Origin of the sequence: Micromonospora solifontis (assembly GCF_003725545.1) — a bacterium.
GTDB lineage: Bacteria > Actinomycetota > Actinomycetes > Mycobacteriales > Micromonosporaceae > Micromonospora > Micromonospora solifontis.
Genome location: NZ_RJLN01000019.1, coordinates 42461 through 68761 on the forward strand (window position 1 = coordinate 42461; position 26301 = coordinate 68761).

The window sequence follows — 26301 nt, forward strand, 5'->3', positions numbered from 1 at the left end:
AATTTTCCTACTAAGGTGCGGCGTGGAAGGTTAGTGCCAAACGGCGCGAGGGAGATATGGCGTGAACAGGTGGAAGCGGCTGGCTCCGGTCACCGCCATCGTGGCCTCTGCCGCGATGGTGCTGGCCGGGTGCGGTGGCTCCGGGGACGATGACAAGGCCGCGGACAACAGCAAGCTGACGGTCTGGATGATGGGCGACGGTGGCGACGCCCAGACCAAGTTCCTCGACACCGTCGAGGCGGAGTTCAAGAAGAAGCACCCCGAGACCGACGTGGTGGTGCAGTACATCCCCTGGCTCGAGGCGCCGAAGAAGTTCCAGGCCGCGCTCGCCGGCGGGGAGGGCCCCGACGTCACCGAGCTGGGCAACACCGAGACCCAGGGCTGGGCGGCCCAGGAGGCCCTCGCCGACGTCTCGAACCGGTTCAACGGCTGGTCCGAGGGGAAGGACATCCTCCCCGACCTGGTCAAGAACGCCCAGCTCGACGGCAAGCAGTACGGCGTCCCGTGGTACGCCGGCGTGCGGGCCATCTTCTACCGCACCGACTGGTTCGCCGAGGCCGGCGTGAAGCCGCCGACCAACTGGGACGAGCTGGTCGCCGCCGCGAAGGCCGTGCAGGCCAAGAAGCCCGGCACCTACGGCATCGCCCTGCCCGGCAACTCGGAGCTGCCGTTCTACTCCTTCCTCTGGGCCGCCGGGGCCGAGATCGCCACCAAGCAGGGCGACACCTGGAAGTCCGGCTACAACACCCCGGAGGCGCAGAAGGCGGTCAAGTACTGGACCGACCTGGTGACCGTGCAGAAGGTCGCCCCGCCGGCCGCCGCGGGGTGGAACGAGATCGACGCCCGGACGCAGTTCGCCACCGGTAAGGCCGCCATGGCCTTCGCCGGCTGCTGGCAGGGCGGCGCGATGAAGAAGGACAACCCGGACATCGAGAAGGTCTGGGGTACGTTCCCGATCCCCGGCCCGGACGGCAAGCCGGCCCCGGCCTTCGCCGGCGGTTCCGACATCGCCCTCTGGAAGGACAGCAAGAAGCAGGACCTGGCCTGGGACTACCTGACCGTGCTGCTGAGCAAGCAGAAGGACCAGGAGTTCGCCAGCAGCCTCGGCTTCTTCCCGGTCTACAAGGACCTGGTGGGCGGCGCCAACTACGCCAACGACAAGGTGATGGCCGCCTGCGCCACCGCCATGCAGAACACCAAGCTGACCCCGCTCACCCCGAAGTGGGTCGAGGTCAGCCGGACCAAGACGGTGACCCAGGCGATGAACAGCTCGGTCATCAAGGGCCAGAAGACGGTCGAGAAGGCCACCGCCGACGCGGCCACCGAGATGGAAGGCATCTTGAACAGCAAGTGAGCTTACTGACCAAGAGCCCCGGCGAAGCCGCCGCGCGGGAGACCCCCGCGCGGCGGCGTCGCCGGGTGGACCGTCTCCCGTACCTGTTGCTTCTGCCCTGCCTGGCGATCATCGCGGTGCTGCTGCTCTGGCCCCTCGGCCAGGTCGTGATGATGTCCTTCTACAAGCTGGACAGCGTCCGGCAGCTACGGGGGGACCGCGAGTGGCCGTGGATCGGCCTGGGCAACTACGCCCAGATCCTCGGCGACCCGTTCTTCCGTACGGTGCTGCGCAACACCGTGCTCTTCGCCGCTGCCAACGTGGCGCTCACCATGATCCTCGGCACCCTGGTGGGGCTGCTGCTCAACCGGCTCGGTCGGAAGATGGCCACCTTCGTGGCCAGTTGCGTGATGCTGGCCTGGGCCACCCCGGCGCTGACCGGCACCATCGTCTGGAAGTGGATCTTCGACGACACCAGCGGCCTGGTCACCTGGCTGTTCAACAAGCTCCCGGACGGGTTGTCCAGCACGCTCTTCGGGCGCAGTGACTGGACCGGCTACGGCTGGTTCAACGACCCGCTGCTCTTCTTCGCGATCCTCACCCTGGTGGTGGTCTGGCACTCGTTCCCGTTCATCGCGGTGAGCGTGCTGGCCGGGCTGAAGAGCGTGCCGAGCGAGCTCCAGGAGGCCGCCCGCGTCGACGGCGCCGGACCGTGGCGGGTGTTCTGGTCGGTCACCTTCCCGATGCTGCGCCCGGTCTTCGGCATCCTGGTGGTGCTCTCCACCATCTGGGACTTCAAGGTCTTCACCCAGCAGTTCGTGCTGGCCGGCGGCACCCAGGACCGCTCGACCTTCATGCTCTCGATCTACTCGTACGCGGAGGCGTTCTCGCCCCCGCCCAAGTACGGTCTCGGGTCGGCGATCGCGGTCATCCTCACCCTGATCCTGCTCGTCGTCACCGCCCTGTACGTCCGCATGGTGCTCCGGCAGGAGGACGAGTCGTGAAGAAGGTCGCCCTCAACGCCGCCGGCCTGCTAGTCGCGCTCTTCGCGGCCTTCCCGGTCTACTGGATGGTCGCCACCTCGCTGAAGCCGAACCGGGAGATCTTCTCGGCCACGCCGCGCCCGGTGCCGGCGAAGCCGACCCTGGAGCACTACCGGGAGATCCTCACCGGGAACCTCATCCCGGGCGTGACCTTCGCCGACTTCTTCCTCAACAGCGCGCTGGTCGCGGTGGCGACCGTGCTGCTCAGCGGGCTGGTCGCGCTGCTCGCCGCGACCGCGGTGGCGCGGTTCCGGTTCCGGCTGCGCACCACGTTCCTGATCCTGCTGCTCGTGGTGCAGATGATCCCGCTGGAGGCGTTGGTCATCCCGCTGTTCCTGATGATCCAGCGGCTCGGGCTCTACAACACCCTGCCCAGCCTCATCCTGACCTACCTGGGCTTCTCCCTGCCGTTCGCGGTCTGGATGCTGCGCGGCTTCGTGGCCGCGGTGCCGAAGGAGCTGGAGGAGGCGGCGGCGATCGACGGGGCGAGCCGGGCCCAGACCTTCCGCAAGGTCCTCTTCCCGCTGGTCGCCCCCGGCCTGGTCGCCACCAGCATCTTCTCCTTCATCACCGCGTGGAACGAGCTGATCTTCGCGTTGACCTTCATCAGCGACCAGCACAAGTACACCCTGCCGGTCGCCATGACCTTCTTCTTCGGCCGCGACGACACCGCCTGGGGCTCGGTGATGGCCGCCTCCACGCTGTTCACCCTGCCGGTGATCGTGTTCTTCCTGCTGGTCCAGCGTCGGATGGTCTCCGGCCTGGTGGCCGGCGCGGTCAAGGGTTGATCGCCGGATGCCTCGGCCGCCGGGCCCGGCACTAGGCTGACCGCCATGACGGGCAGGTTGGCGGCGGTGAACCTCGGTGTGGTGACCGAGGCGGAGTGGGCGGGCGACCCGAGCGGCCGCAGCGGGATCGACAAGCGGCCGGCCGACGGCCCGGTGGCGGTCCGGTTCGCCGGCCTGGCCGGCGACTTCATCGGCGAACTGGCCCACCACGGCGGGCCCGACCAGGCCGTGTACGCGTACGCCGAGGAGGACGCCGGCTGGTGGGCCGCCGAGCTGGGCCGGTCGCTGCGGCCGGGCGCCTTCGGCGAGAACCTGACCACGTACGCGGTGGACGTCACCGGAGCGGTGATCGGTGAGCGCTGGGCGGTCGGCACCGCCCTGCTGGAGGTGACCAAGCCGCGTACCCCGTGCACCACGTTCGCCGGCTACTGGGGGAGGCCCGACCTGATCAAGCGGTTCACCGTGCGGGCCGCGCCCGGGGCGTACCTGCGGGTGCTGCGGGAGGGCGAGGTCGGCGCCGGCGACCCGGTCGAGGTGGTGGACCGCCCGGCGCACGGGGTCACCATCGGCCAGGTGTTCCGGGCCACCACCCGGGAGCCCGAGCTGCTGCCCGGCCTGCTCGACGTGCCGGAGCTGCCCGAGGCGATCCGGGAGAAGGTCCGCCGGCGGCTCGGCGTCACCCCCGCCTGAGCCGCCGCCCCGCGCCGTGGGCCCGGGTCAGGTCGCGGCGAAGACCTCCGCGCGCACCTGGGTCGCCGCGTCGCCGCCGCGCACCTTGTCCCAGGTGCCGTGCTCGGCGGTCCACTCCAGGCCGCCGAAGCGGACCCGCTTGACCCCGTGGTCGTCGGCGTGCGACACCAGCCAGTGGGCGTACCGCCAGCCGATCCGGCTGTCGGTGGCGGGGAGCGTGAAGTCGGTCAGGTCGGTCGGCGCGGCGAGCCCGGGCACCCCCCAGTCCAGGGCCAGGTTCTGCACCAGCGCGGTCACGGCGGCCGGGCCGCGCATCGTCGGCGTCGGCCCGACCGTGCAGGCCACCGCGCCGGTCGCGTCGCCGAGCAGCGCCCGGGTGAGGACCTCGGCCTCGTCCGCCCACTTCTGGTACGCCTCCGGGTAGGCCGACCGCTGCACCCGCTGGGCGGCCTCGGTCACCCGCATCTTCTGCCAGCCCTTGACCTTCTTCAGCGCCGCGTAGAACTTGTTCGCCGCGTAGCGCGGGTCGCGGATCTGCTGCGGGGTGCCCCACCCCTGGCTCGGGCGCTGCTGGAACAGCCCGAGCGAGTCCCGGTCGCCGTGCGCGATGTTGCGCAGGTGCGACTCCTGGTACGCGGTCGCCAGCGCCACCACCACGGCCCGCTCGGGCATCTGCCGCTGCACCCCGATGGCCGCGATGGTGGCCGCGCTGGCCATCTGGTCGGCGCCGAGCACGACCCGCCCGTCGGCCTGGACGGTGCAGGTGCGGCTGGCCATCGGCAGGCGGAGCGGCTGCCCGAACTGCTTGGCCACGAACCAGACGCCGAGCAGGGCCAGCACGCAGACCGCCACCCCGGCCGCCACGATCCCCACCCGAGTTCGCACCCGCACCTCCTGTCCCGACCGTCCGCAAGACTACGTGTCCGGATGGGCGGACCGGGTCGGCCGACCGGCTGTCTCCCGCAGAGTCACCGGCCGACCACGCCGCGCGCCCGACGGGGTCAGTCTCCGGTGGGCACCCAGGCGGCGGGTCGCTTTTCCCGAAACGCGAGGACGCCCTCCCGGCCCTCGTCGGAGAGGAAGTACCCGGTGGAGAGGGTGGCCAGCTCGGCGATCTCCGCGCGCAGGTCGGTGGCGGCCGGGCGGCACAGCAGCTCCTTGGTGCCGGCGAGCGCCTTCGGCGCGCCCTTCACCAGTGAGGCGCAGTAACCCGCCACCGCCGCGTCCAGGCCGTCGGCCGGCACCGCCGCGGTGACCAGGCCGATCTCGGCGGCCCGCCGACCGTCGAAGGTGTCGCCGGTCAGGTACAGCTCGGCGGCCGCCCGCGGGTGCAGCCGGGGCAGCACGGTCGCCGAGATCACCGCCGGGATCACCCCGATCCGTACCTCGGTGAAGGCGAACGTCGCCTCCTCCGCACAGATCGCCAGGTCGGCCGCCGCGATCAGGCCCAGGCCGCCGGCCCGCGCCGGCCCGGCCACCTTCGCCAGCACCGGCTTCGGGCACTCCCGGACCGCGACCAGCACGTCGCCCAGCATCCCGGCGGGCACCGTCCCGCTGGCGTACGCGGCGGCGGTCTCCTTCAGGTCCGCCCCGGAGCAGAAGACCGGCCCGGTGTGGTCCAGCACGATCACCCGGACCGCGTCGTCGGCGACCGCCGCGGCCAGCCCGGCCAGCAGTTCGGTCATCAGCGGGGTGGAGAGCGCGTTGCGGTTGTGCGGGCTGTCCAGGGTGAGGGTGGTCACCCCACGGGCCGTGGCGACCCGCACGAGAGCGTCCGGAGAGGTCATGCCGGGCACACTAGTGGCCATGCCCGGCGCTCTTCCAGAAGGCGAGGCCGTCCCGCGGGACGGCTCGCTGCCCGCTGCCGCCCGCCGTGCCGTCGGCGCGCGCGGCTTCGGCGTGTACGTGCACGTGCCGTTCTGCGCGAGCCGCTGCGGCTACTGCGACTTCAACACGTACACCGCCGCCGAGCTGGGCGGCGGGGCCAGCCGGGAGGCGTACGCCGACACGGTGCTGGCCGAGCTGGCGCTGGCCGGGCGGGTGCTCGGCGACACCCCGCCGCCCCGGGTGGACACCGTCTTCGTCGGCGGCGGCACGCCCACCCTGCTGCCGGCCGACGACCTGGCCCGGATCCTGGACGGCATCGACCGCACCTGGGGGCTGGCCGCCGACGTCGAGGTGACCACCGAGGCCAATCCGGAGTCGGTCACCCCGGAGTCGCTGAAGGCGCTGCGGGCGGCCGGCTACACCCGGATCTCGCTGGGCATGCAGTCCGCCGCGCCCGGGGTGCTGGCGATCCTCGACCGGCAGCACAGCGCCGGGCGGGCCACCGCCGCCGCGCTGGAGGCGCGGGACGCCGGGTTCGACCACGTGAACCTGGACCTGATCTACGGCACGCCGGGGGAGAGCGCGGAGGACTTCGCCGCCTCGCTGGACCGGGTGGTCGCGGCGGGCGTCGACCACGTCAGCGCGTACGCCCTGATCGTGGAGGACGGCACCCGGCTGGCCGCGCGGATGCGCCGGGGCGAGCTGCCGTACCCCTCCGACGACGTGGCGGCGGACCGTTACCTGGCCGCGGAGGCCGCCCTCGACGCGGCCGGCTTCGCCTGGTACGAGGTCTCCAACTGGGCCCGCTCCGAGGCGGCCCGGTGCCGGCACAACCTGCTCTACTGGACCGGTGCCGACTGGTGGGGCCTCGGCCCCGGGGCGCACAGCCACGTCGGCGGGGTGCGCTGGTGGAACGTCAAGCACCCCAGCACGTACGCGGAGCGCCTGGCGGCGGGGGAGTCCCCGGGCCTGGCCCGGGAGCTGCTCACCCCGGCGGAGGCGCACATGGAGGACGTGATGCTGCGGCTGCGGCTCGCCACCGGCCTGCCCTTGGACGTGTTGGACGCGGCGGGGCGGGCGGCGGCCGACCGCGCCCTCGCCGAGGGTCTGCTGGCGGCCGACCGGTACGCCGCGGGCCGGGCGGTGCTCACCCTGCGCGGCCGGCTGCTGGCCGACGCGGTGGTCCGCGATCTGCTGCCCTGACCGTGACCCGGCCGGCCCGGAGGCCGGCCGGGGCCGGGGTCACTTGATGAAGCTGGCCGACATCGGGTAGCGGTATGGCTGCCCCTCGTTGGCCCGCATGCCGGCGATGATCCCGAACAGGATCTGGATCACCACCACCGCGATGCTGGGCAGGAAGAGCAGGCACCAGCTCACGAAGAGCAGCACGAACGCGATGATCGACCAGAGGATCTGGAAGTTCAGCGCGGCCAGTGCGTGCGCCCGGACGGTCGGCGACTGCTGACCCCGGGCCAGGTAGGCGACGAGCGGGGCGACGAAACCCAGCGGGCCGAAGCTGATCAGCGCGCCGGCCGCGCCGCCGAAGTGGGCGACCAGGGCCCAGGTCTTGTCCTCGTTGTTGGCGTAGCCGGCGGGCGGACCGTACGAGCCGCCGGTCGGGTACCCGACACCCGGCGGGGGCTGGCCGCCCGGCGGGGGGTAGCCACCAGGGGGTGGGTAGCCGCCTGACGGCGGCTGGCCGCCGGAGGGCGGCGGATAGTCACCGGGCGGGGGATAGCCGCCCCCGCCCGGGGCCCCGGACAGTGGTGCGGTGGGAGGCTCGGCCGCCGGCGACGAGCCGTAGGGGGCCGACGGCGGGGTTGCCTCCGGCGGCTGGGCGCCGGGGTCCCCCGCTCCGGGAGGGCGAGGAGGTTCAGTCATGGACGACACGGTAGGTCCGGCGCGCAAGGGCGCACCAGAGCGACTCCGCCCGGGATGTCCGGCTGAACGGCTCTGGCGGGGTGTGCGGCGGGCCGCACCGGGGGGCCGTCGCTGATCATCGCGTCGGGGGGCACGCCGACGTAGACTGGCACTCGCTACAGTCGAGTGCCAGTCGGCATCAGGAGGTGGGGGAGATGGGTCTCGACGACCGCAAGCTCGCCGTGCTGCGCGCGATCGTCGAGGACTACGTCGCCACGCAGGAGCCGGTCGGCAGCAAGTCCCTGGTCGAGCGCCATCATCTGGGCGTCTCCCCGGCGACCGTGCGCAACGACATGGCCGTGCTGGAGGAGGAGGGCTACATCCGGCAGCCGCACACCAGTGCCGGCCGGGTGCCCACCGACCGTGGCTACCGGCTCTTCGTCGACCGGCTCTCCCGGGTCAAGCCGCTCAGCCCCGCCGAGCGCCGCGCCATCGAGCGCTTCCTGGTCGGCGCGGTCGACCTGGACGACGTGGTGCACCGCACGGTCCGGCTGCTGGCCCAGCTCACCCGCCAGGTCGCCGTCGTGCAGTACCCGAGCCTGGCCCGGTCCAAGGTGCGCCACCTGGAGCTGGTGCCGATCTCCACCACCCGGCTGATGGTGGTCATGATCGCCGACACCGGCCGGGTCGAGCAGCGGCTGGTGGAGCTGCCCGGTCCGGTGCCCGCCGACGACGTCATTGACCTGCGTCGCCTGGTCAACGAGAAGTTGGTCGGCAGCCGGCTGTCGGAGACGCCGCCGCTGGTCCAGGCGCTGGTCGACGAGGCCTCGCCGCGGCTGCGCCCGGCCATGGCGACGCTCTCCACCGTGCTGCTGGAGACGCTGGTCGAGCGGCACGAGGAGCGGATCGCGCTGGCCGGCACGGCCAACCTCACCCGGGGCGGCCTGCTCGACTTCCAGGGCTCGCTGCGGCCGATCCTCGAGGCGCTCGAGGAGGAGGTCGTGCTGCTCAAGCTGATCGGCGAGGCGGAGCCGAGCACCACCCGGGTGCTGATCGGCGACGAGAACGAGATCGACAACCTGCGCGCCGCCTCGGTGGTGAGCACCGGGTACGGCCCGGGCAGCACCATCGTGGGTGGGCTCGGGGTGCTCGGGCCGACCCGGATGGACTACCCCGGCACCATCGCCACGGTGCGCGCCGTGGCACGCTACGTGGGCGAACTGCTGGCCCAGAACTGACCAGTCAGGGCCGACGGCCGACCTGCGGCCGGCGCGGCGCAACGCGAGACGAAACACGAGGACACCGAACGCAGTGGCCAGGGACTACTACGGCATTCTCGGCGTCAGCCGGGACGCCTCCGACGACGAGATCAAGCGCGCCTACCGCAAGCTGGCGCGGCAGTTCCACCCGGACGTGAATCCGGACCCGGAGGCACAGGAGAAGTTCAAGGACATCAACGCCGCGTACGAGGTCCTCTCGGACGACCGGAAACGGCAGATCGTCGACCTGGGCGGCGACCCGCTCGCCCCGGGCGGCGGCGCCGGCCCGGGGGGTCCGGGGGGCGCCGGGCCGTTCGTCGGCTTCCAGGACATCATGGACGCGTTCTTCGGCGGCGCGGCCGGCGGCTCGCGCGGGCCGCGGCCGCGTACCCGGCCGGGCGCCGACGCGATCCTGCGGCTGGAGCTGGACCTCAACGAGACCGCGTTCGGCGTCGAGGCGCCGATCACCGTGGACACGGCCGTGCTCTGCACCACCTGTTCCGGCGCCGGCACCGCGGCCGGCACCCACCTCGCCACCTGTGAGGCGTGCGGTGGCCGGGGCGAGGTGCAGTCGGTGCAGCGGACCTTCCTCGGCCAGGTGGTCTCCGCCCGGCCGTGCACGGTGTGCCAGGGCTACGGCACCACCATCCCGCACCCCTGCCCGACCTGCGCCGGCGACGGCCGGGTACGCACCCGCCGCTCGCTCACCGTCAAGATCCCGGCGGGCGTCGAGGACGGCATGCGGATCCGGCTGGCCCAGCAGGGCGAGGTGGGCCCGGGCGGCGGCACGGCCGGCGACCTCTACGTGGAGATCCACGAGCGCCCCCACGACGTCTACTCCCGCAAGGGCGACGACCTGCACTGCCGGGTCACCGTGCCGATGACCGCCGCGGCGCTGGGCACCCGGTTGACCATCAAGACGCTGGACAGCGAGGAGACGGTCGACGTCAAGGCCGGCACCCAGCCGGGCAGCACCCTGCGGCTGCGCGCCCGGGGCGTACCGCACCTGCGCGGCACCGGCCGGGGCGACCTCTACGTCCACCTGGACGTGCGTACCCCGACCAAGCTCGACGCCGACCAGGAGCGGATGCTGCGCGAGTTCGCCAAGACCCGGGGCGAGGAGGTCGCCGAGCTGACCAAGCAGGGCGGCTTCTTCTCCCGGATGCGCGACGCCTTCAACGGGCACGCCTGAGGTGTCGGCGCCGCTGTTCCTGGTCGAGGCGCTGCCCACCGGCGATCGGCTGACGCTGGACGGCCCGGAGGGGCACCACGCGGCCACGGTGCAGCGGCTGCGCGTCGGCGAGGAGCTGCTGCTCGCTGACGGCCGGGGCGGCACCGCCGCCGCCGTGGTCGACGCCGTCGGCAAGGGCACCCTCGACCTGCGGGTCACCTCCCGGGGGTACGTCGACGCGTCCGTCCCCCGGCTCGTGGTGGTGCAGGGCGTCGCCAAGGGCGACCGGGGTGAGCTGGCCGTGCAGGCGATGACCGAGGTCGGGGTGGACGAGATCGTCCCCTGGTCGGCGTCCCGCTCCGTTGTGCAGTGGCGCGGTGACCGGGGCGTACGGGCCCGGGAGAAGTGGGCGGCCACCGCCCGGGAGGCGGCCAAGCAGGCCCGCCGGGCGTGGCTGCCGGTGGTGGCCGGTACGCCCGACGAGTCCACGACCACCGTCGCGCGCCGGATCGCCGGGGCGGCCGCCGCCTTCGTGCTGCACGAGGAGGCCCAGGAGCGCCTGACCACCGCCGAGCTGCCGGAGACCGGCGAGATCGTGCTGGTGATCGGCCCCGAGGGCGGCATCGCCGACCGGGAGTTGAGCGCGTTCGCCGAGGCCGGAGCCCGCCCCGTCCGCCTCGGCCCCTCGGTCCTGCGCACCTCGACGGCCGGCGTGGCCGCCCTCAGCGTCCTCGCCACCCGCCTGTCCCGCTGGTGACCGGCCCGCGCCTCGCCCGGCCCTGAGCCCACCGCTCCCGCGCCGGGCAACCTCGCGGCTGGGCAGCAACTGCGCGCGGCCGGCCCCGTCCGGTGTGTGCGCCGTCAGCGTCCTGGTCCCCGCCGTGCCCGGCCTACTCCGGGGCTCGGCCCCGTCCGGTGTGCGCCGCCGGCGTCCTGGTCCCCGCCGCGCCCGGCCTACCCCGGCCCCGGCCCCGCACCGATGCCGTCGCCCCCGCTGGGCCCGCGTTCCGGGAGATGGAAGACCGAAGAGCGACATGTCTCGGAGACATAAACATGTCTCCGAGACATGTCGGTCTCAAGGAATGGTGGGGGTGACCGCGCCACGCCGAGCCGGGCCGCGCCGGGGACGAGCCGGGCCGCGCCGCCGGATGGCGCGGTGCCGTGCCGGATGGGACGTCGAGCGCCGGTTGGCGGTGCCGCCGGTAGGAAGGGTCAGCTGCGCAGGTAGGAGGCGCCGTTGAGGTCGACGATGGTGCCGGAGGCCCACTCGGCTTCGGGGCTGGCGAGCCAGTGGACGGCGGCGGCGATCTCCTCGGGGCGGGCCACCCGGTTGAACGGGGACTGGGCCCGGATCGCGTCGCCCCGCTCGCCGCTGAGGTGCGTGGTGGTCATGTCTGTCTCGACGAAGCCGGGCGCGACGGTCGCCACCGCGATGCCGTAGGGCGCCAGGGCGAGCGCAAGGGACTGCCCGAGCGCGTTCAGCCCTGCCTTGCTCGCCCCGTACGCGGGCTGCTCCGGCTCCCCCCGGAAGGCGCCCCGGGACGACACGTTGACGATCCGCCCGCCGCGTCCACGCATGTGCTGGGCGGCGCACCAGGTGACGTTGGCGGCCCCGGTCAGGTTGGTCTCCAGCACCAGCCGCCACTGCTCGCGCCACTGCTCGTAGGTGTTGCCGAAGACCGGGTGCGGGAGGTCCCGGGGTCCGTACACCCCGGCGTTGTTGACCAGGACGTCCAGGCCGCCGAGCCGGTCGGCGGCCTCGTCGACCATGGCGCGGACCCCCTCCGGATCGGCGAGGTCGGCGCGGACCACCACGTGCCCCTCGCCGGGCAGTTCCGCCCGCAGCGCCTCGGCCAGCCCAGCCGAGTCCCGGTGGTGGATCGCCACCCGGTCCCCGCCCGCCGCGAACGCCCGCGCCACCGCGCGCCCGATGCCGCGCGAGGCCCCCGTCACCAGTACCGCCCGAGAAGTCACGCGGCACATCATGCCGGACGGCGACCGGGGCACTTACCATGCCCCGATGGGAACCGACTGCCTGTTCTGCCGGATCGTCGCGGGCGAGATCCCGGCGACCATCGTGCGCGAGACCGCCACCACCCTCGCCTTCCGGGACATCGACCCCAAGGCGCCCGTCCACGTCCTGGTGATCCCCAAGGAGCACTACGCGGACGTCGCCACCCTCGCCGAGGCCGACCCGGGGCTGGCCGGCGAGGTGCTGGCCACGGCCGCCGTGGTGGCCGAGGAGGAGGGCCTGACCGGCGACGGATTCCGGCTGATGTTCAACACCGGACCGCACGCCGGCCAGGAGGTCTTCCACGCGCACGCGCATCTGCTCGGCGGCGCTCCGCTCGGTCCGATGCTGTGCCGCTGACGCCGTCCCTAGACTGCCCTCATGATCACGGTGCATGACCGGCTCGGCCGGATGGTGCGGCAGGCCCAGGCCGAGGGCCGGATCCCGGCGGTCTCGGTGGCCCTGCACCGGGCCGACCGGCCGCTCTGGACCTGCGCGGTCGGCGGGACCGGCAACGACACCCCGCTCGACGTCGAGACGGTGTTCCGGATCGGCTCGGTCACCAAGACCTTCACCTCCGTGCTGGTCATGCAGTGCCGGGACGACGGGCTGCTCGACCTGGACGACCCGATCGGCCGGCACCTCGACCTGCCGGCGCACGGCGAGCTGACCGTACGCCGGCTGCTGTCGCACACCGCGGGCCTGCAGCGCGAACCGCACGGCGACGTCTGGGACACCCTGCGCGCGCCCGACGTGACGGGGCTGCTCGCCGACCTGGCCCGGGTGGAGCGGGTGCTGCCGACCGGCCGGCGCTTCCACTACTCCAACCTCGGGCTGGCGCTCCTCGGCGAGCTGGCCGCCCGGCTGCGCGGCGGTACCTGGGCCGAGGTGCTGGCCGACCGGGTGCTCGCCCCCCTCGGGCTGACTGCCACCGGCCCGACGCCGGGCGAGCGGGCCGCGACCGGGTTCCTGGTCGACGCGTACTCCGACGAGGCGCGTCCGGAGCCGCCGGCCGACTTCGGCGCGGTGGCCCCGGCCGCGCAGCTCTGGAGCACCGCGACGGACATGGCCCGCTGGGCGGCCTTCCTGGCCGACCCGGCCGCGCTCGACCCGGCCGGCGCGGTGCTCGCCCCGGGCACCCTGGACGAGATGCGCTGGCCGCTCACCACCACCGACGAGACGCTCTGGGCGGCCGGCTTCGGGCTCGGGCTGATCCTGGTGCCGCAGCCGGGACGGGTGGTGCACGTGGGGCACGACGGGGCGATGCCCGGCTTCCTGGCCGCCGTCTACGGCCGCCGGGGCGGGGACGGCACGGCCGGCGCGATGGGTTGCGCGGTGCTCGGCTCCTCCGGCACCGGCACGGAGGTGTTCGAGCTCACGCACCGGCTGCTCGCCGCCGCCGCCGAGCACGACCCGGCCGAGATCGAGCCGTGGCGTCCCGGACCGCCCGCCCCCGAGCACCTGCGCGGCGTGCTGGGCCGCTGGTGGGGCGAGGGCTTCGAGTACGTCTTCTCCTGGCACGACGGGGCGCTGCGGGCCCGGGGCGCCGACGACCCGGCCGGCAAGCCGCCGGCGGTGTTCGCGCCGCTGCCGGACCGCCCGGACGTGTTCCGCACGGTGTCCGGCCGGGAGGCGGGCGAGCTGCTCCGGCTGACCCGGGACGAGCGCGGCGCGGTGGTCCGGATGCACTGGGCCACCTACCGGTTCAGCCGGCACCAGGAGACCTTCGACCGGTACGACTTCCGGACCGGCAGTTGATCTCCTACCGGCGGAAATGGGCGAGTTGCGGGCGGTGTTGGAACGATACGATGGATGTCACGACCGCCGCGCCAGCAGGGCCCGGCGCCGAGATCGAGAGCAGGTGGCGTAGGGCCCGACGGCCCGATCTATGACCGGCACCCCACCTCCCGGCCCGCCCCGGGTGCAGACCAGGATCACGGTCCCCGACCAGAAGATCATGGTGAACCTGCTCGGCGCGGGCGACGAGATCCTCCGCCTCGTCGAACGCTCGGTCAACAGTGACGTCCACGTGCGCGGCAACGAGATCACCATCACCGGTGCGCCCGCGGACAACGCCCTCGCCGAGCGTCTCTTCAGTGAGCTGCTCGAACTCATCGAGAAAGGCGAGACCCTGACCACTGACGCCGTCCGGCGTACCGTCGGCATGCTCGAGCAGGGCAGCGCCGAGCGGCCCGCCGAGGTCCTGACGCTCAACATCCTCTCCCGGCGCGGACGCACCATCCGTCCCAAGACGCTCGGTCAGAAGCGCTACGTCGACGCGATCGACGCGCACACGATCGTCTTCGGCATCGGCCCCGCCGGCACCGGCAAGACCTACCTGGCCATGGCGAAGGCCGTTCAGGCGCTCCAGGCCAAGCAGGTCAACCGGATCATCCTGACCCGGCCGGCGGTCGAGGCGGGGGAGCGGCTGGGCTTCCTGCCCGGCACCCTGAACGAGAAGATCGACCCCTACCTGCGGCCGCTCTACGACGCGCTGCACGACATGCTCGACCCGGAGTCGATCCCGAAGCTGATGGCCGCCGGCACCATTGAGGTGGCGCCCCTGGCATACATGCGGGGACGGGCGCAGCCGTATGACGCTCGGGTCCTGACGCCGGAGGGCTTCAAGCCGTTCGGGTCACTCCGGGTCGGTGACCTGGTGATCGGCTCGAACGGGACGCCGACCCCGGTGATCGGCATCTACCCGCAGGGGCCGAAGCAGACCTACCGGGTCACCACCCAGGACGGCGCGTCCACCGTCGCCTGCGGCGAGCACCTCTGGACGGTCGCCACGCCGGACGACAAGCGGCGCGGCCGCCGCCGCACCATCGAGACGCGGGACATGATCGGCAAGGAGTGGCGGGGCCACACCCGCCGGTACGAACTTCCGGTCGTGGCTCCCGTGCAGATGGAGTCGCAGGACGTTCCGCTCGACCCGTACGCGCTCGGTCTGCTCCTCGGGGACGGCTCGATCTCGTGCCGGACGACGCCGGCGTTCACCACCGCGGACCCGGAACTGGCCGTTGCGCTGGAGCAGGCGCTCCCCGATGTCGAACTCGTCGGTAAGAGTGACTACGACTACGTGCTGCGGCACGTCAGCGGTCACCGGGGCGGCGTGATCGTCGCCAATCCGGTGACGGCGGTGCTGCGCGAGCTGGAGCTGGCCGGGACGACCTCGGGCACCAAGTTCGTGCCCGAGGTCTACAAGACCAACAGCCTCGACGTCCGGCTGGCCGTGCTCCAAGGGCTGCTCGACACCGACGGCGGCCCGGTCACCCAGGCCGGGCGGACCTGCCGGGTGCAGTACTCGACGACGTCGCCGCGCCTGCGGGACGACGTGGTGTACCTGGTCCAGTCGCTCGGCGGGGTGGCCACCTGGCGGGTACGCGAGGCGGACGGGCGCAAGCCCGGCCTGGCCAACGGGCGTCCGGTTCCGTACCGGGCCGACTGCTACGTGGTGGAGATTCGGCTTCCTGCCGGAGTCCCGCCGTTCCGACTGGCCCGCAAACGTCGCCTGTACGACGAGCACGGCGGCGGCCGGCCCATGCGTTTCATCGACTCGATCATCCCGGCCGGGGTGCAGGAGACGATGTGCATCCAGGTCGCGGCGGAGGACTCGCTGTACGTGACCGATGACTTTCTGGTCACCCACAACACACTGAATGACGCGTTCATCATCCTGGACGAGGCGCAGAACACCACGCCCGAGCAGATGAAGATGTTCCTCACCCGGCTCGGCTTCGGTTCCAAGATCGTGGTCACCGGTGACGTCACCCAGGTGGACCTTCCCGGCGGGACGACCAGCGGCCTGCGGGTGGTCCGGGAGATCCTGAGCAACGTCGAGGACGTGCACTTCGCCCAGCTGTCCAGCTCCGACGTGGTCCGCCACAAGCTGGTGGGCGAGATCGTCGACGCGTACGCCCGCTGGGACGCCGAGCGGGAGAACCAGCAGGCGCAGAGCGTGCACGCCGTGCCGGGGCGGACCGCCCAGGGCGGCCGGGCCGGCCGGCGCCGCTAACCACCAGAGGAAGACAGTTGTCCATCGAGATCGCCAACGAGTCGGGTGTCGAGGTCGACACCGACGCCGTGCTCGCCGTCGCCCGGCACGCTCTCGACGAGATGGGGGTCAACCCCCTCGCCGAGCTCTCCGTCCTGCTGGTCGACATCGACTACATGTCGGAGCTGAACCACCGCTGGATGGGTGGCGACGGCCCGACCGACGTGCTCGCCTTCCCCATGGACGAGGGCAGCGTCGACCACGGCCCGGGGGAGAGCGGCCCGGCCGGCGGTGAGCCGGCCCTGCTCGGCGACATCGTGCTCTGCCCGGAGGTGGCGGCCAAGCAGGCGGCCACCGCCGGGCACTCGGCCGCCGACGAGCTGCACCTGCTCACCGTGCACGGCGTGCTGCACCTGCTCGGCTACGACCACGCCGAGCCCGAGGAGGAGCGGGAGATGTTCGGTCTCCAGGCCCGGCTGCTGGCCAGCTGGCGGTCGACCCGGACGAAGTGATGGCCACCCTGGCGGCCGGCGGCGCCCCCGCCGGCCTGCCCGATCTCCAGCTCATCGTCTTCGCGGCGGGGCTGGTGGTGCTGGCCGGGCTGATCGCGATGACCGAGGCGGCGCTGGCCGCCGTCTCCCCGGCCCGTGCCGCCGAGCTGGCCCGGGACGGTGCGCGTGGCGCGCGTACCCTCCAGGCGGTCGCCGGTGACGTGGTGCGCCACCTCAACCTGCTGCTCCTGCTCCGGCTGCTGGCCGAGCTGACCGCCACCACGCTGGTGGCGCTGGTGGCGGTGGACAGCTTCGGCGCCGGCTGGCGGGCCGCCCTGGTCACCGCGGGGGCGATGACCGTGGTCAGCTTCGTGGTGGTCGGCGTCGCACCGCGCACCATCGGCCGGCAGCACGCGTACGCGGTGGGCCGCGCGGTCGCCCCGCTGGTGCGCTGGCTGGGGCGGGCGCTCAATCCGCTCGCCTCGCTGCTGATCCTGATCGGCAACGCGGTCACCCCGGGCAAGGGCTTCCGCGAGGGCCCGTTCGCCAGCCAGGTGGAGCTGCGCGAGCTGGTCGACCTGGCCGAGCAGCGCGGGGTGGTGGAGCACGGCGAACGGCAGATGATCCATTCGGTCTTCGCGCTCGGCGACACCATCGCCCGTGAGGTGATGGTGCCGCGTACCGAGATGGTGTGGATAGAGGAACGCAAGAGCCTCGCTCAGGCGCTGGTGCTCTTCCTGCGCTCCGGCTTCTCCCGCATTCCGGTGATCGGTGACAGCGTGGACGACGTGCTCGGGGTGCTCTACCTCAAGGACCTGATCCGGCGTACGCAGGGCGGCGATCCGCGCACCGCGCAGCTGCCGGTGTCCGAGCTGATGCGGCCGGCGACCTTCGTGCCGGAGTCCAAGCCGGTCGACGACCTGCTCTCCGAGATGCAGGCCGCCCGCAACCACCTGGTCATCGTCGTCGACGAGTACGGCGGCACCGGCGGTCTGGTCACCATCGAGGACATCCTGGAGGAGATCGTCGGCGAGATCACCGACGAGTACGATGTCGAACGCCCGCCGGTCGAGCACCTGGCGGACGGGTCGGTCCGGGTGGCCGCCCGACTGCCGGTGGAGAATCTGGGCGAGCTGTTCGACACCGAGCTGCCCACCGACGAGGTGGAGACGGTCGGCGGCCTGCTGGCCCAGTCGCTCGGCCGGGTGCCGATCCCCGGCGCCGAGGCCGAGGTGGCCGGGCTCCGGCTGATCGCCGAGGGCACCACCGGCCGGCGCAACCGGATCGACACCGTGCTGGTGAGCCGGGCCGCGCCGACCCCCGACGGGGAGCACTCCGCCGGGTCCCGTGACAACCACACCAGAACCGAGGAGAGGCAGCCCGCCGATGCCTGAGTCTTCCGCCGTGCCGGCCGCCCGGCCCACCCCTGCCGACCCGGCCGAGCTGAGCGCCGAGGACGCCAAGCTGGTCGTGCTGGCCCGCGGCGCGCGGGGCCGGGTCGGCGCCGTGGAGGGCGCGGCGGTCCGCGACCAGGACGGCCGGACGTACGCGGCGGCCAGCGTGGCGCTGCCCTCGCTGACCCTGACCGCGTTGCAGCTCGCGGTCGCCTCGGCGGTGGCCGCCGGGGCCAGCCGGCTGGAGGCGGCGGTGGTGGTGACCGAGGCCTCGACGCTGGACGGCGCGGGGCACGCCGCCGTCCGGGATCTCGCCGCCGACGCGCCGATCCACGTGGCCGCGCCGGACGGCACCGTCCTCGGCACGGTGGTCGAGTGACCGGGGTCCACGACCCGGACCAGGCGCGTCCGTACCGTGCGGGTTTCGCCTGTTTCGTCGGGCGGCCGAACGCCGGCAAGTCGACGCTGACCAACGCCATCGTGGGCACCAAGATCGCGATCACCTCGAACAAGCCGCAGACCACCCGGCACGTCATCCGCGCGGTGCTGCACCGGCCGGACTCGCAGCTCGTCCTGGTCGACACCCCGGGGCTGCACCGGCCGCGCACGCTGCTCGGCGAGCGCCTCAACGACCTGGTCCGGGAGACCTGGAGCGAGGTCGACGTCATCGGTCTCTGCATCCCGGCGAACGAGCCGATCGGCCGGGGCGACCGGTTCATCACCGGCGAGCTGGCCAGCCTGAAGGCGACCGTGCTGGCCGTGGTCACCAAGACCGACCTGGTGGACCGGAAGCGGCTGGCCGAGCAGTTGCTCGCGGTGAGCGAGCTGGGCGAGTTCGCCGACGTGGTGCCGGTGAGCGCGGTCTCCGGGCACCAGGTGGACACCCTGGTCGACGTGATGACCGGATACCTGCCGGAGTCCCCGCAGCTCTATCCGGACGACATGCTCACCGACGACCCCGAGCAGGTGCTGGTCGCGGAGCTGATCCGGGAGGCGGCGCTGGAGGGGGTGCGGGACGAACTGCCGCACTCCATCGCCGTGGTGGTGGAGGAGATGATCCCGGAGGGCAACCTCACCAAGATCTATGCCGACGTGTACGTGGAGCGGCCCAGCCAGAAGGCGATCGTGATCGGTCACCGGGGGAGCCGGCTCAAGGCGGTGGGCACCACCGCGCGCCGGCAGATCGAGGAGTTGCTCGGCACCCGGATCTATCTCGACCTGCACGTCCGGGTCGCCAAGGACTGGCAGCGCGACCCGAAGCAGCTGCGCAAGCTCGGCTTCTGAGGCGCCACACCCGATCGCCGGCCCGGCACGTCCGGGCCGGCGATGCCGTTTCCGGAGCCTCCATCGGGGTGGCTCGGATCAGTCGACTTTGTGGGAAGTCTCACTTTTGACCCGGGGTCGTTGGTCGTTTCCGCGGCTCGGACCGGAGGGTAGGGAAACCTCGCCCCCGCCCCCGGACCCAGATGCATGCTGATGCGAAACCGATACCTGGACCTGCTCCGCTCCCTGGCCATCGTCCGAGTCGTCGTCTACCACGTCACCGGTCACGCCGCGCTCACCCTGGCGTTCCCCGCGATGTCGGTGATGTTCGCGCTCGCCGGCTCGCTGATGGCCGCGTCGCTGGACCGGACGGGGGTGCCCGCGGTGGCGCGCCGGCTGCGCCGCCTGCTGCCGTCGCTCTGGGTGCTGGCCGCGGTCTTCGTGCCGGCCATGCTGCTCACCGGCCTGCCCCTGACCCCGAAGGTGCTGCTCTGGCTCTTTCCGGTGAGCGACCCGCCGGCCAACTACTGGGGCGGGCTGGCCCTGAGCCCCATCTGGTACCTGCGCGACTACCTCTGGTTCGTGCTGGCCTCGCCGCTGGTCCTGGGGCTGTTCCGCCGCGCGCCGCTGCCCACCCTGCTCGCCCCGTACGCGCTGCTCGCCGCGATCGAGTTCGGCATCTTCCCGGACGCCCCGACGGTGCTGCGCGAGTTCGGCCTGTACTTCGGCGCCTGGCTGCTCGGCTTCGCCCACCACGACGGGCTGCTCCGCCGGCTGTCCGACCGGGTCCTCGTCCCCACCGCGCTCGTCCTCGGCGCCGCCGGACTGATGTGGATCTTCACCCACCTCGGCCCGCGCGGCTACGACCTGAACGACATCCACCTCGGCAACGCGCTCTGGTCGGCGGCGTTCATCCTGATCGCGATCGGCCGGGCCCCCGCCGAGGCGCCCTGGGTGGATCGCCACCCGCTGGTGAGCCGGGCGGTCACCGTGCTGAACCGGCGCGCGCTGACCGTCTACCTGTGGCACATGCCGTTCGTGGTGGCGCTCACCCCGCTGGTCGGCCTGGTCGGCTGGACGCCGCGTGACCCGCTCGGCCTCGCCGTCCGGGTGGTGCTGGTGTTCGCGCTGGTCGGGGTGGTCGCCCTGCTGGTGGGCGGGGTGGAGGACCTGGCGGCCCGGCGTACCCCGGAACTGGTCCCCGGCCGCTCCCGGCAGACCCTCGCCGACCGCGCCGCGACCGCCCCGACCAGCCCCGCCCCCGCGTCGACCGACCTGGTCCCGGCCGCCGCCCCGCGGGTTCCGGCGCCCCGCCGCCCCGCCGCCGACCGCAGCAGCCGAGGCGCCTGATTCACGGAAAGAGGGGCCATCGCGCGGCCCATAACCACTCTTTCCGTGAAACTGCGCGCAGGGGAGGGCGGCGCGCGCAGGGGAGGGCGGCGCGCGGGGTCAGCGGTGGCTGAGCGTGACGTTGCCGCTGGTGGCGGAGATGTCGAGCAGGAGGGTCGCGGTGGGGTCGTTCGGTACGCCGAGGTCGGTGTCGCCGGCGTCCGCGTGCGCCCGCACCCGGTACCGGTCGGCGGGCACGATCAGCTCGACGTCGCCGCTGCTGGCGCGCAACCGGGCCGAGGCCGGCCGGTCCAGCTCGACGGTGACGTTGCCCGAGGTGGCCTCCGCGTCCACCCCGGCGGCGAGCCGACGCCCGTCGATGTTGCCGGAGGAGGCGCGCAGCCGGACCGCGCCGGCCGCGTCGACCACCTCGATGTTGCCCGAGGTGGTCTCGGCGCGGACGTCGGCGCGCGCGCCGGACACGCTGATGTCGCCGGAGCGCAGCGTGAAGTCCACCGCGCCGACCTGGCTCAGCGTGACGTTCCCGGAGCTGGTCTCGCCGCGTACCGCCACGCCCTCGGGGGCGGTCACCTGGTAGGAGACGGTGCACCGGGGGCCGCAGTCGGTGTTCAGCACCAGCTCGTCGCCCCGGACCTCGTACCGGGTGTCGGGCTGGCCGCCCTGGTAGCGGACCACCCGCTTGATCCGTACCTGCCCGGCCGGCCCGGTGGCGTCGACCGTCACGTCGCCGGCGCCGCCGGTCGGCACGGTGATCCGGGTGATCTTCACGGCCTCGGTGTCGTCGTAGTCGAGCCGGCGGAACGAGAGGGTGTCACACCCGGCGAGCAGGATCAGGGTGGTGGCCGCGGCGGCGGCCACGGCGGTCCGGTGCAGAGCCATGCCGAGACGCTACGGCCGGGCCTCGGCTCCGCACATCCGGGTCCGACCGCCGATCCACCCCGAACCGACCCTGAGATCGCACCCCGAGGGAGAATGGCCGGATGGCCGGGTACCGCCGACAGCTCTACCGCGACGACGCGGTGGTGCTGCGCGTGCAGAAGCTGGGCGAGTCCGACCGGATCATCACCCTGCTCACCCGCCGGCACGGCCGGCTGCGCGCGGTGGCCCGCGGCGTCCGCCGCACCACCAGCAGGTTCGGCGCCCGGCTGGAGCCGTTCGGGCACGTCGACCTCCAACTCGCCGGTGACCCCAAGGGAAACCAGGGCAGCCCGCTGCACACCATCAGCCAGGTCGAGGGGATCGACCTGTACGGCAAGCGGTTCCTCGGCGACTACCCCCGCTACACGGCGGCCAGCGCCATCGCCGAGACGGCGGAGCGGCTCACCCCGGTGGAGCGGGAGCCGTCCCTGCGGCTGTTCCAGCTCACCCTCGGCGCACTGAAGTCCCTCGCGCGCGGCGAGCACGCCACCACCCTGGTGCTCGACGCGTACCTGCTGCGCGGGATGGCCTTCGCCGGCTGGGCGCCGGCGCTGACCGCGTGCGCGGTGTGCGGCACCCCGGGCCGGCACCGGGCGTTCTCCGTGCCGGCCGGGGGCGCGGTCTGCCCGGACTGCCGACCGCCCGGCGCCGCCCACCCCGCTCCGGCCACCATCGACCTGATGTCCGCGCTGACCACCGGCGACTGGGCGTACGCCGACGCCACCGAGACCGGCGTACGCCGGGAGTGCAGCGGCCTGGTCGCGGCGCACCTCCAGTGGCACCTGGAACGCGCGCTACGCTCGCTGCCGCTGGTCGACCGGGGTGCCCCGGCGTCCGGCACGGTCCCACCGCCGGCATCCGGACGCGGACCGGGGCCGGTGAGTGCGAACAGGGAGAAGACCGAGTGATCCGATCGACGAGGGCCGGCCGGCGTACGCCGGTGCCACCGACTCCGCACCCGTCGGGTGCCCGGCCGCCGGCCCTGCCGGCCGAGGCGCTGCCCAGGCACATCGCCGTGGTGATGGACGGCAACGGCCGCTGGGCCAAGGAGCGCGGCCTGCCCCGCACCAAGGGTCACGAGCAGGGCGAGTACAGCCTCTTCGACACCATCGAGGGCGCCATCGAGCTGGGCATCCCCTACCTGTCGGCGTACGCCTTCTCCACCGAGAACTGGCGGCGCTCCCCGGACGAGGTCCGCTTCCTGATGGGCTTCAACCGGGATGTCATCCGCCGCCGCCGGGACCAGCTCGTCGACCTCGGTGTCCGGGTGGTCTGGTCCGGCCGGGCCGGCCGGCTGTGGAAGAGCGTGATCTCCGAGCTGCAGACCGCCGAGGAGATGTCCCGCGGCAACTCGACGCTGACGCTGCAGTTCTGCGTCAACTACGGCGGCCAGGCGGAGATCGCCGACGCGACCGCCGCGATCGCCCGCGACGTGGCCGCCGGCCGGCTCGACCCGGGCAAGGTCAACGAGAAGACGATCCAGAAATACCTCTACCACCCGGAGGTCCCCGAGGTGGACCTCTTCCTGCGCCCCTCTGGCGAGCAGCGCACCTCCAACTTCCTGCTCTGGCAGAGCGCGTACGCCGAGCTGGTCTTCCTCGACACCCTCTGGCCGGACTTCGACCGCCGCCACCTCTGGTACGCCTGCGAGCTCTACGCCCAGCGGGACCGGCGCTTCGGCGGCGCGCTGCCCAACCCGGTGGCACCGGGAGTCTGAGGTCACGCTTACCGCCGCGACGTGCTGGGTACCAATCCGGACAGCAGCCAACGCGGAGGTGAACCACATGATTCAGAAGCGGATCGCGCAGTGGGCGGTCATGGCGGTCGCCGTGCCGGTGGCGGCGGCCGGGGCGCGCCGACTCAGCCACTCCCTGGAGGCTCGGCGCGGCCCGACCGGGGTCAGTCGACTGCTCGCCAAGGGCGCGGACATGCTCCGGCCGCAGAAGGCCAAGCGTCGCCGTCGGTTCTTCTGACGTCGGCGGCCCGCCGCGGCGTCGCGGCGGGCGTTCGTTGGGCGCCCCGCATCCGGCTTTCCCGGCCGGCGGCGGGGCGCCCGCGCGTACGATCGGCCCAGGGCGCGCCGCCGGGACGCGTCCGCCACGGGGGTGGAGATGCGGGAGCTCCGGTACAAAATGATCATGGCGCTGAACGCCGCCGACCTGGGCAGCCCGATCTGCGAACAGGTCGCCGAGATCTGCGCGGAGATCGCGGAGCAGCACTGCGCCGAGCTCGGCCACTCGCCCGCCGTCCGGTCCGGGGAGATCGCCGAACTGGCGACCGGCGAGCCGGCGCTGACCTGGGCCCCCACCGAGACCGGGCAGCGTGCCTGGTGACGGCGCTCGCGCCGGCCCCGAGCGTCGACGTCCGCCGGGCCGCCGATCGGTTCCTCACCCGGCTGTCCTGGCTCGACTCGAAGCACTCGTTCTCGTTCTCGCGGCACTACGACCCCGCCAACACGCACCACGGTCTGCTGCTGGTGAACAACGACGACGTGGTCCACCCGGGCACCGGCTTCGAGACCCACCCGCATCAGGACATGGAGATCGTGACCTGGGTGCTGCGCGGCTCGCTGGTGCACCAGGACTCCACCGGCCACTCCGGCGTCATCTACCCGGGGCTGGCCCAGCGGATGAGCGCCGGCACCGGCATCCTGCACTCGGAAAAGAACGACTCCTGGCGGCTGGAGGGCACCGCTCCGCACCGCGACCCGGTCCACTTCGTCCAGATGTGGGTGCTCCCCGACGAGGAGGGGATCGACCCCGGTTACGAGCAGTTGGAGATCGGCGACGAGCTGCTCCGGGGTGGCCTGGTGCCGGTCGCCTCCGGCATGGACCGCTACGACGGAGCCTCGGCCATCCGGATCCGCAACCGCTCCGCCACCCTGCACGCCGCCCGGCTCGCCCCGGGCGACGAGGTGATCCTTCCCGACGCGCCCTTCCTGCACCTCTACGTGCCCGCCGGGGCGGTGAACCTGGAGGGCTCCGGACACCTCGGCGAGGGCGACGCCGCCCGGATCACCATGGGTGGTGGCCACCGGGTAGCCGCCGCCGAGCCGGCCGAGATCCTGGTCTGGGAGATGCACGCCACCCTCGCCTGAGGGTCAGGCCTCCACTTCGGAGCGGTCGCCCGCCCAGCGGGTGTGGAACGAGCCGTCCCGGTCCACCCGGTGGTAGGTGTGTGCCCCGAAATCGTCCCGCAGGCCCTGGATCAGCGCGGCCGGCAGCCGCTCGGCGCGGAGCGCGTCGAAGTAGGCCAGCGACGACGAGAAGGCCGGGGTCGGCACGCCCGCCCGGGCCGCGTCGGCCACCACCCGCCGCCAGCCCGGCACCCCGGCGTTGACCCGGTCGGCGAACCACGGGGCCACCAGCAGCGTGGCCAGCTCCGGCTCGGCGTCGTACGCCTCCCTGATCCGGTCCAGGAAGCGGGCCCGGATGATGCAGCCGCCCCGCCAGATGGTGGCGGTGCCGCCCAGGTCGATGTCCCAGTCGTACTCCCGGCTGCCGGCGCGGATGTGGTCGAAACCCTGCGCGTACGCGACGATCTTGCTGGCCAGCAGCGCGCGCCGGACGTCCTCGACGAAGGTCTCCCGGTCGTCCACCTGCCACTTCTCGCCCGCGTCGGGAAAGGCCCGGCGGGCGGCGGCGCGCTGGTCGGCGTGCCCGGACAGGGACCGGGCGAAGGTGGCCTCGGCGATGCCGGTGATCGGGATGCCCAGGTCCAGGGCGCTCTGCACGGTCCAGCGGCCGGTGCCCTTCTGCTCGGCCTGGTCGAGCACGATGTCGACGAAGGGCCGGCCGGTGGCCGCGTCGGTGTGCCCGAGCACGTCGGCGGTGATCTCGATGAGGAAGGACTCCAGCTCGCCGCCGTTCCACTCCCGGAAGATCTCCGCGATCTCCGCGGGGCTCGCCGACAGGCCGGCCCGCAGCAGGTCGTACGCCTCGGCGATGAGCTGCATGTCGGCGTACTCGATGCCGTTGTGGACCATCTTCACGAAGTGCCCGGCGCCGTCCGGACCGATGTGCCGGCAGCACGGGACGCCGTCGACCTGGGCGGCGATCTTCTCGAAGATCGGGCCGAGCTTCCGGTAGGACTCGACGGAGCCGCCCGGCATGATGCTCGGGCCGCGCAGCGCGCCCTCCTCGCCGCCGGAGACACCGGTGCCGACGAAGTGCAGCCCGTGGCCGCGCAACGCCTCCTCCCGGCGGCGGGTGTCGGCGAAGTGCGCGTTGCCGCAGTCGACCACGATGTCCCCCTCCTCCAGCAGGGGGACCAGCTCGTCGATCACCGCGTCGGTGGGGGCGCCCGCCTTCACCATCACGATCACCGCGCGGGGGCGTTCCAGCGAGGCGACGAAGTCCGCGAGGGACTCCGAGGGCACGAACGAGCCCTCGTCGCCGTGCTCCGCGATCAGGCTGCGGGTGCGCTGCGGCGAGCGGTTGTGCACCGCCACGGTGAACCCGTTGCGGGCCAGGTTCCGGGCCAGGTTGCGGCCCATCACCGCCAGACCGGTGACCCCGATCTGCGCCGTCGCCTGCTGTGCCATGCGTACCGCCACCCTTCGTCTCCGGTGCCCGTCCTGCGACCGTATCGCGGCGGGCGCGGGCCCGGGCCGGGTCGTCGACGCCGGGTGACGGCGCGGTGGCGGTCCGTCTCAGCCCTCGGCGAGGCGGGCCTCGACGTGGGCCACCTTCGCGGTTATCGCGTCGGCGACCAGGTCGCCCACGGACTCACCCACGCCGAGCGGGGTGATCGAGAACGCGATCAGCATGCCGTCGATCGTGCCAGTAATTCGGGTGCGCGGCGGGCGGGCGACGGCTTAGCCTGCTGGCATGCGTAACTGACGCCCTTCCGTCGAGCCCGGTCCACCGCTGTACGCCGTGGATCCGTCCCGCTCCGGGCGTCCGCA

The 26301-nt window shown here is 73.0% G+C and carries 26 protein-coding genes and 3 pseudogenes; 23 read left to right on the forward strand and 6 right to left on the reverse strand.

Annotation, left to right across the window (positions count from 1 at the left end):
• Positions 1-61 precede the first annotated feature (61 nt).
• From EFE23_RS09380 to EFE23_RS09395, 4 genes are read left to right on the forward strand one after another with little or no spacing between them, the layout of a single operon-like run.
• Entirely contained in the window at positions 62-1354 is a 1293-nt protein-coding gene (locus EFE23_RS09380) for a sugar ABC transporter substrate-binding protein (protein WP_123240518.1), read from the forward strand.
• Positions 1351-2337, forward strand: coding sequence for a carbohydrate ABC transporter permease (locus EFE23_RS09385; RefSeq protein WP_123240519.1), 987 nt, complete (start codon positions 1351-1353; stop codon positions 2335-2337). The genes EFE23_RS09380 and EFE23_RS09385 overlap by 4 nt, the downstream gene beginning before the upstream one ends.
• A complete protein-coding gene (locus EFE23_RS09390) occupies positions 2334-3164 on the forward strand; it encodes a carbohydrate ABC transporter permease (protein WP_123240520.1) in 831 nt (276 codons plus the stop codon). The genes EFE23_RS09385 and EFE23_RS09390 overlap by 4 nt, the downstream gene beginning before the upstream one ends.
• Before the next feature lie 45 nt (positions 3165-3209).
• Positions 3210-3854, forward strand: a complete 645-nt coding sequence (locus tag EFE23_RS09395) for an MOSC domain-containing protein (RefSeq protein WP_123240521.1) — start codon at positions 3210-3212, stop codon at positions 3852-3854.
• A 27-nt stretch (positions 3855-3881) separates the two neighbouring features.
• On the opposite strand, the gene EFE23_RS09400 is transcribed toward EFE23_RS09395, so the two are convergent.
• On the reverse strand, positions 3882-4745 hold the full coding sequence (locus EFE23_RS09400; protein ID WP_199736990.1) for a hypothetical protein: 864 nt from the start codon (positions 4743-4745) through the stop codon (positions 3882-3884).
• A gap of 110 nt (positions 4746-4855) precedes the next feature.
• The gene (locus EFE23_RS09405) at positions 4856-5641 is read right to left on the reverse strand and encodes an enoyl-CoA hydratase-related protein (protein ID WP_123240554.1); all 786 of its coding nucleotides are present in this window, start codon (positions 5639-5641) and stop codon (positions 4856-4858) included.
• A gap of 19 nt (positions 5642-5660) precedes the next feature.
• On the opposite strand from EFE23_RS09405, the gene hemW reads away from it, so the two are divergent.
• Complete coding sequence (gene hemW / locus EFE23_RS09410; protein ID WP_199736991.1) at positions 5661-6884, forward strand: radical SAM family heme chaperone HemW; 1224 nt, start codon at positions 5661-5663, stop codon at positions 6882-6884.
• Between the two features lie 39 nt (positions 6885-6923).
• Here hemW and EFE23_RS09415 read toward each other — a convergent pair whose 3' ends face one another.
• On the reverse strand, positions 6924-7562 hold the full coding sequence (locus EFE23_RS09415) for a DUF4870 domain-containing protein (protein WP_123240524.1): 639 nt from the start codon (positions 7560-7562) through the stop codon (positions 6924-6926).
• Positions 7563-7756: 194 nt separating this feature from the next.
• On the opposite strand from EFE23_RS09415, the gene hrcA reads away from it, so the two are divergent.
• The 3 genes from hrcA (at position 7757) to EFE23_RS09430 (ending at position 10728) form a co-directional block, all read left to right on the forward strand.
• Positions 7757-8779 (forward strand): heat-inducible transcriptional repressor HrcA, encoded by a 1023-nt coding sequence (gene hrcA, locus EFE23_RS09420; RefSeq protein ID WP_123240525.1) that lies wholly within the window; start codon positions 7757-7759, stop codon positions 8777-8779.
• Positions 8780-8852: 73 nt separating this feature from the next.
• Positions 8853-9992 (forward strand): molecular chaperone DnaJ, encoded by a 1140-nt coding sequence (gene dnaJ, locus EFE23_RS09425; protein ID WP_123240526.1) that lies wholly within the window; start codon positions 8853-8855, stop codon positions 9990-9992.
• Position 9993: 1 nt separating this feature from the next.
• Positions 9994-10728 (forward strand): 16S rRNA (uracil(1498)-N(3))-methyltransferase, encoded by a 735-nt coding sequence (locus EFE23_RS09430; RefSeq protein WP_123240527.1) that lies wholly within the window; start codon positions 9994-9996, stop codon positions 10726-10728.
• Between the two features lie 455 nt (positions 10729-11183).
• Here EFE23_RS09430 and EFE23_RS09435 read toward each other — a convergent pair whose 3' ends face one another.
• On the reverse strand, positions 11184-11945 hold the full coding sequence (locus tag EFE23_RS09435) for an SDR family NAD(P)-dependent oxidoreductase (RefSeq protein WP_123240528.1): 762 nt from the start codon (positions 11943-11945) through the stop codon (positions 11184-11186).
• A 46-nt stretch (positions 11946-11991) separates the two neighbouring features.
• Between EFE23_RS09435 and EFE23_RS09440 the strand changes: the two genes are divergently transcribed.
• From EFE23_RS09440 to EFE23_RS09475, 10 genes and pseudogenes are all read left to right on the forward strand, one after another.
• Positions 11992-12342, forward strand: a complete 351-nt coding sequence (locus EFE23_RS09440) for a histidine triad nucleotide-binding protein (protein ID WP_123240529.1) — start codon at positions 11992-11994, stop codon at positions 12340-12342.
• Positions 12343-12363: 21 nt separating this feature from the next.
• Positions 12364-13740, forward strand: coding sequence for a serine hydrolase domain-containing protein (locus EFE23_RS09445; RefSeq protein WP_123240530.1), 1377 nt, complete (start codon positions 12364-12366; stop codon positions 13738-13740).
• A 130-nt stretch (positions 13741-13870) separates the two neighbouring features.
• Positions 13871-14617, forward strand: a pseudogene (locus EFE23_RS28810) (PhoH family protein); the annotation flags it as partial.
• 273 nt (positions 14618-14890) lie between these two features.
• A pseudogene (locus EFE23_RS28815) lies at positions 14891-15370 on the forward strand (LAGLIDADG family homing endonuclease); the annotation flags it as partial.
• 267 nt (positions 15371-15637) lie between these two features.
• Positions 15638-16000 (forward strand): annotated as a pseudogene (locus tag EFE23_RS28820) (PhoH family protein); the annotation flags it as partial.
• A gap of 17 nt (positions 16001-16017) precedes the next feature.
• Positions 16018-16491, forward strand: a complete 474-nt coding sequence (gene ybeY / locus EFE23_RS09455) for an rRNA maturation RNase YbeY (RefSeq protein WP_123240532.1) — start codon at positions 16018-16020, stop codon at positions 16489-16491.
• Positions 16467-17864, forward strand: coding sequence for a hemolysin family protein (locus EFE23_RS09460; protein ID WP_199736993.1), 1398 nt, complete (start codon positions 16467-16469; stop codon positions 17862-17864). The genes ybeY and EFE23_RS09460 overlap by 25 nt, the downstream gene beginning before the upstream one ends.
• Positions 17857-18243, forward strand: a complete 387-nt coding sequence (locus EFE23_RS09465; protein ID WP_123240534.1) for a cytidine deaminase-like protein — start codon at positions 17857-17859, stop codon at positions 18241-18243. The genes EFE23_RS09460 and EFE23_RS09465 overlap by 8 nt, the downstream gene beginning before the upstream one ends.
• Positions 18240-19148, forward strand: a complete 909-nt coding sequence (gene era, locus EFE23_RS09470; protein ID WP_123240535.1) for a GTPase Era — start codon at positions 18240-18242, stop codon at positions 19146-19148. Before EFE23_RS09465 ends, era begins: the two co-directional genes overlap by 4 nt.
• 192 nt (positions 19149-19340) lie before the next feature.
• The gene (locus EFE23_RS09475) at positions 19341-20477 is read left to right on the forward strand and encodes an acyltransferase family protein (protein ID WP_123240555.1); all 1137 of its coding nucleotides are present in this window, start codon (positions 19341-19343) and stop codon (positions 20475-20477) included.
• Between the two features lie 99 nt (positions 20478-20576).
• Here the strand turns inward: EFE23_RS09475 and EFE23_RS09480 are convergent, their stop codons facing one another.
• Positions 20577-21356 carry a DUF4097 family beta strand repeat-containing protein gene (locus EFE23_RS09480; RefSeq protein ID WP_123240536.1) on the reverse strand — a complete coding sequence of 260 codons (780 nt, stop codon included), beginning with the start codon at positions 21354-21356 and terminating at the stop codon, positions 20577-20579.
• Positions 21357-21457: 101 nt separating this feature from the next.
• Here EFE23_RS09480 and recO point away from each other — a divergent pair, with 101 nt between their 5' ends.
• The 5 genes from recO to EFE23_RS09505 all read left to right on the forward strand — a co-directional run bounded on the left by recO (position 21458) and on the right by EFE23_RS09505 (position 24492).
• Positions 21458-22303, forward strand: coding sequence for a DNA repair protein RecO (gene recO / locus EFE23_RS09485; RefSeq protein ID WP_123240537.1), 846 nt, complete (start codon positions 21458-21460; stop codon positions 22301-22303).
• Positions 22304-22335: 32 nt separating this feature from the next.
• Positions 22336-23112, forward strand: coding sequence for an isoprenyl transferase (locus EFE23_RS09490; protein ID WP_199736994.1), 777 nt, complete (start codon positions 22336-22338; stop codon positions 23110-23112).
• Positions 23113-23179: 67 nt separating this feature from the next.
• Positions 23180-23368: a hypothetical protein gene (locus EFE23_RS09495; RefSeq protein WP_123240539.1), complete on the forward strand. Its 189-nt coding sequence runs from the start codon at positions 23180-23182 to the stop codon at positions 23366-23368.
• Positions 23369-23533: 165 nt separating this feature from the next.
• Positions 23534-23728 (forward strand): thioredoxin reductase, encoded by a 195-nt coding sequence (locus EFE23_RS09500; RefSeq protein ID WP_233600933.1) that lies wholly within the window; start codon positions 23534-23536, stop codon positions 23726-23728.
• On the forward strand, positions 23725-24492 hold the full coding sequence (locus tag EFE23_RS09505) for a pirin family protein (protein ID WP_123240541.1): 768 nt from the start codon (positions 23725-23727) through the stop codon (positions 24490-24492). The genes EFE23_RS09500 and EFE23_RS09505 overlap by 4 nt, the downstream gene beginning before the upstream one ends.
• A gap of 3 nt (positions 24493-24495) precedes the next feature.
• Here EFE23_RS09505 and gnd read toward each other — a convergent pair whose 3' ends face one another.
• Complete coding sequence (gnd, locus tag EFE23_RS09510; RefSeq protein ID WP_123240542.1) at positions 24496-25938, reverse strand: NADP-dependent phosphogluconate dehydrogenase; 1443 nt, start codon at positions 25936-25938, stop codon at positions 24496-24498.
• Between the last annotated feature and the right edge of the window lie 363 nt (positions 25939-26301).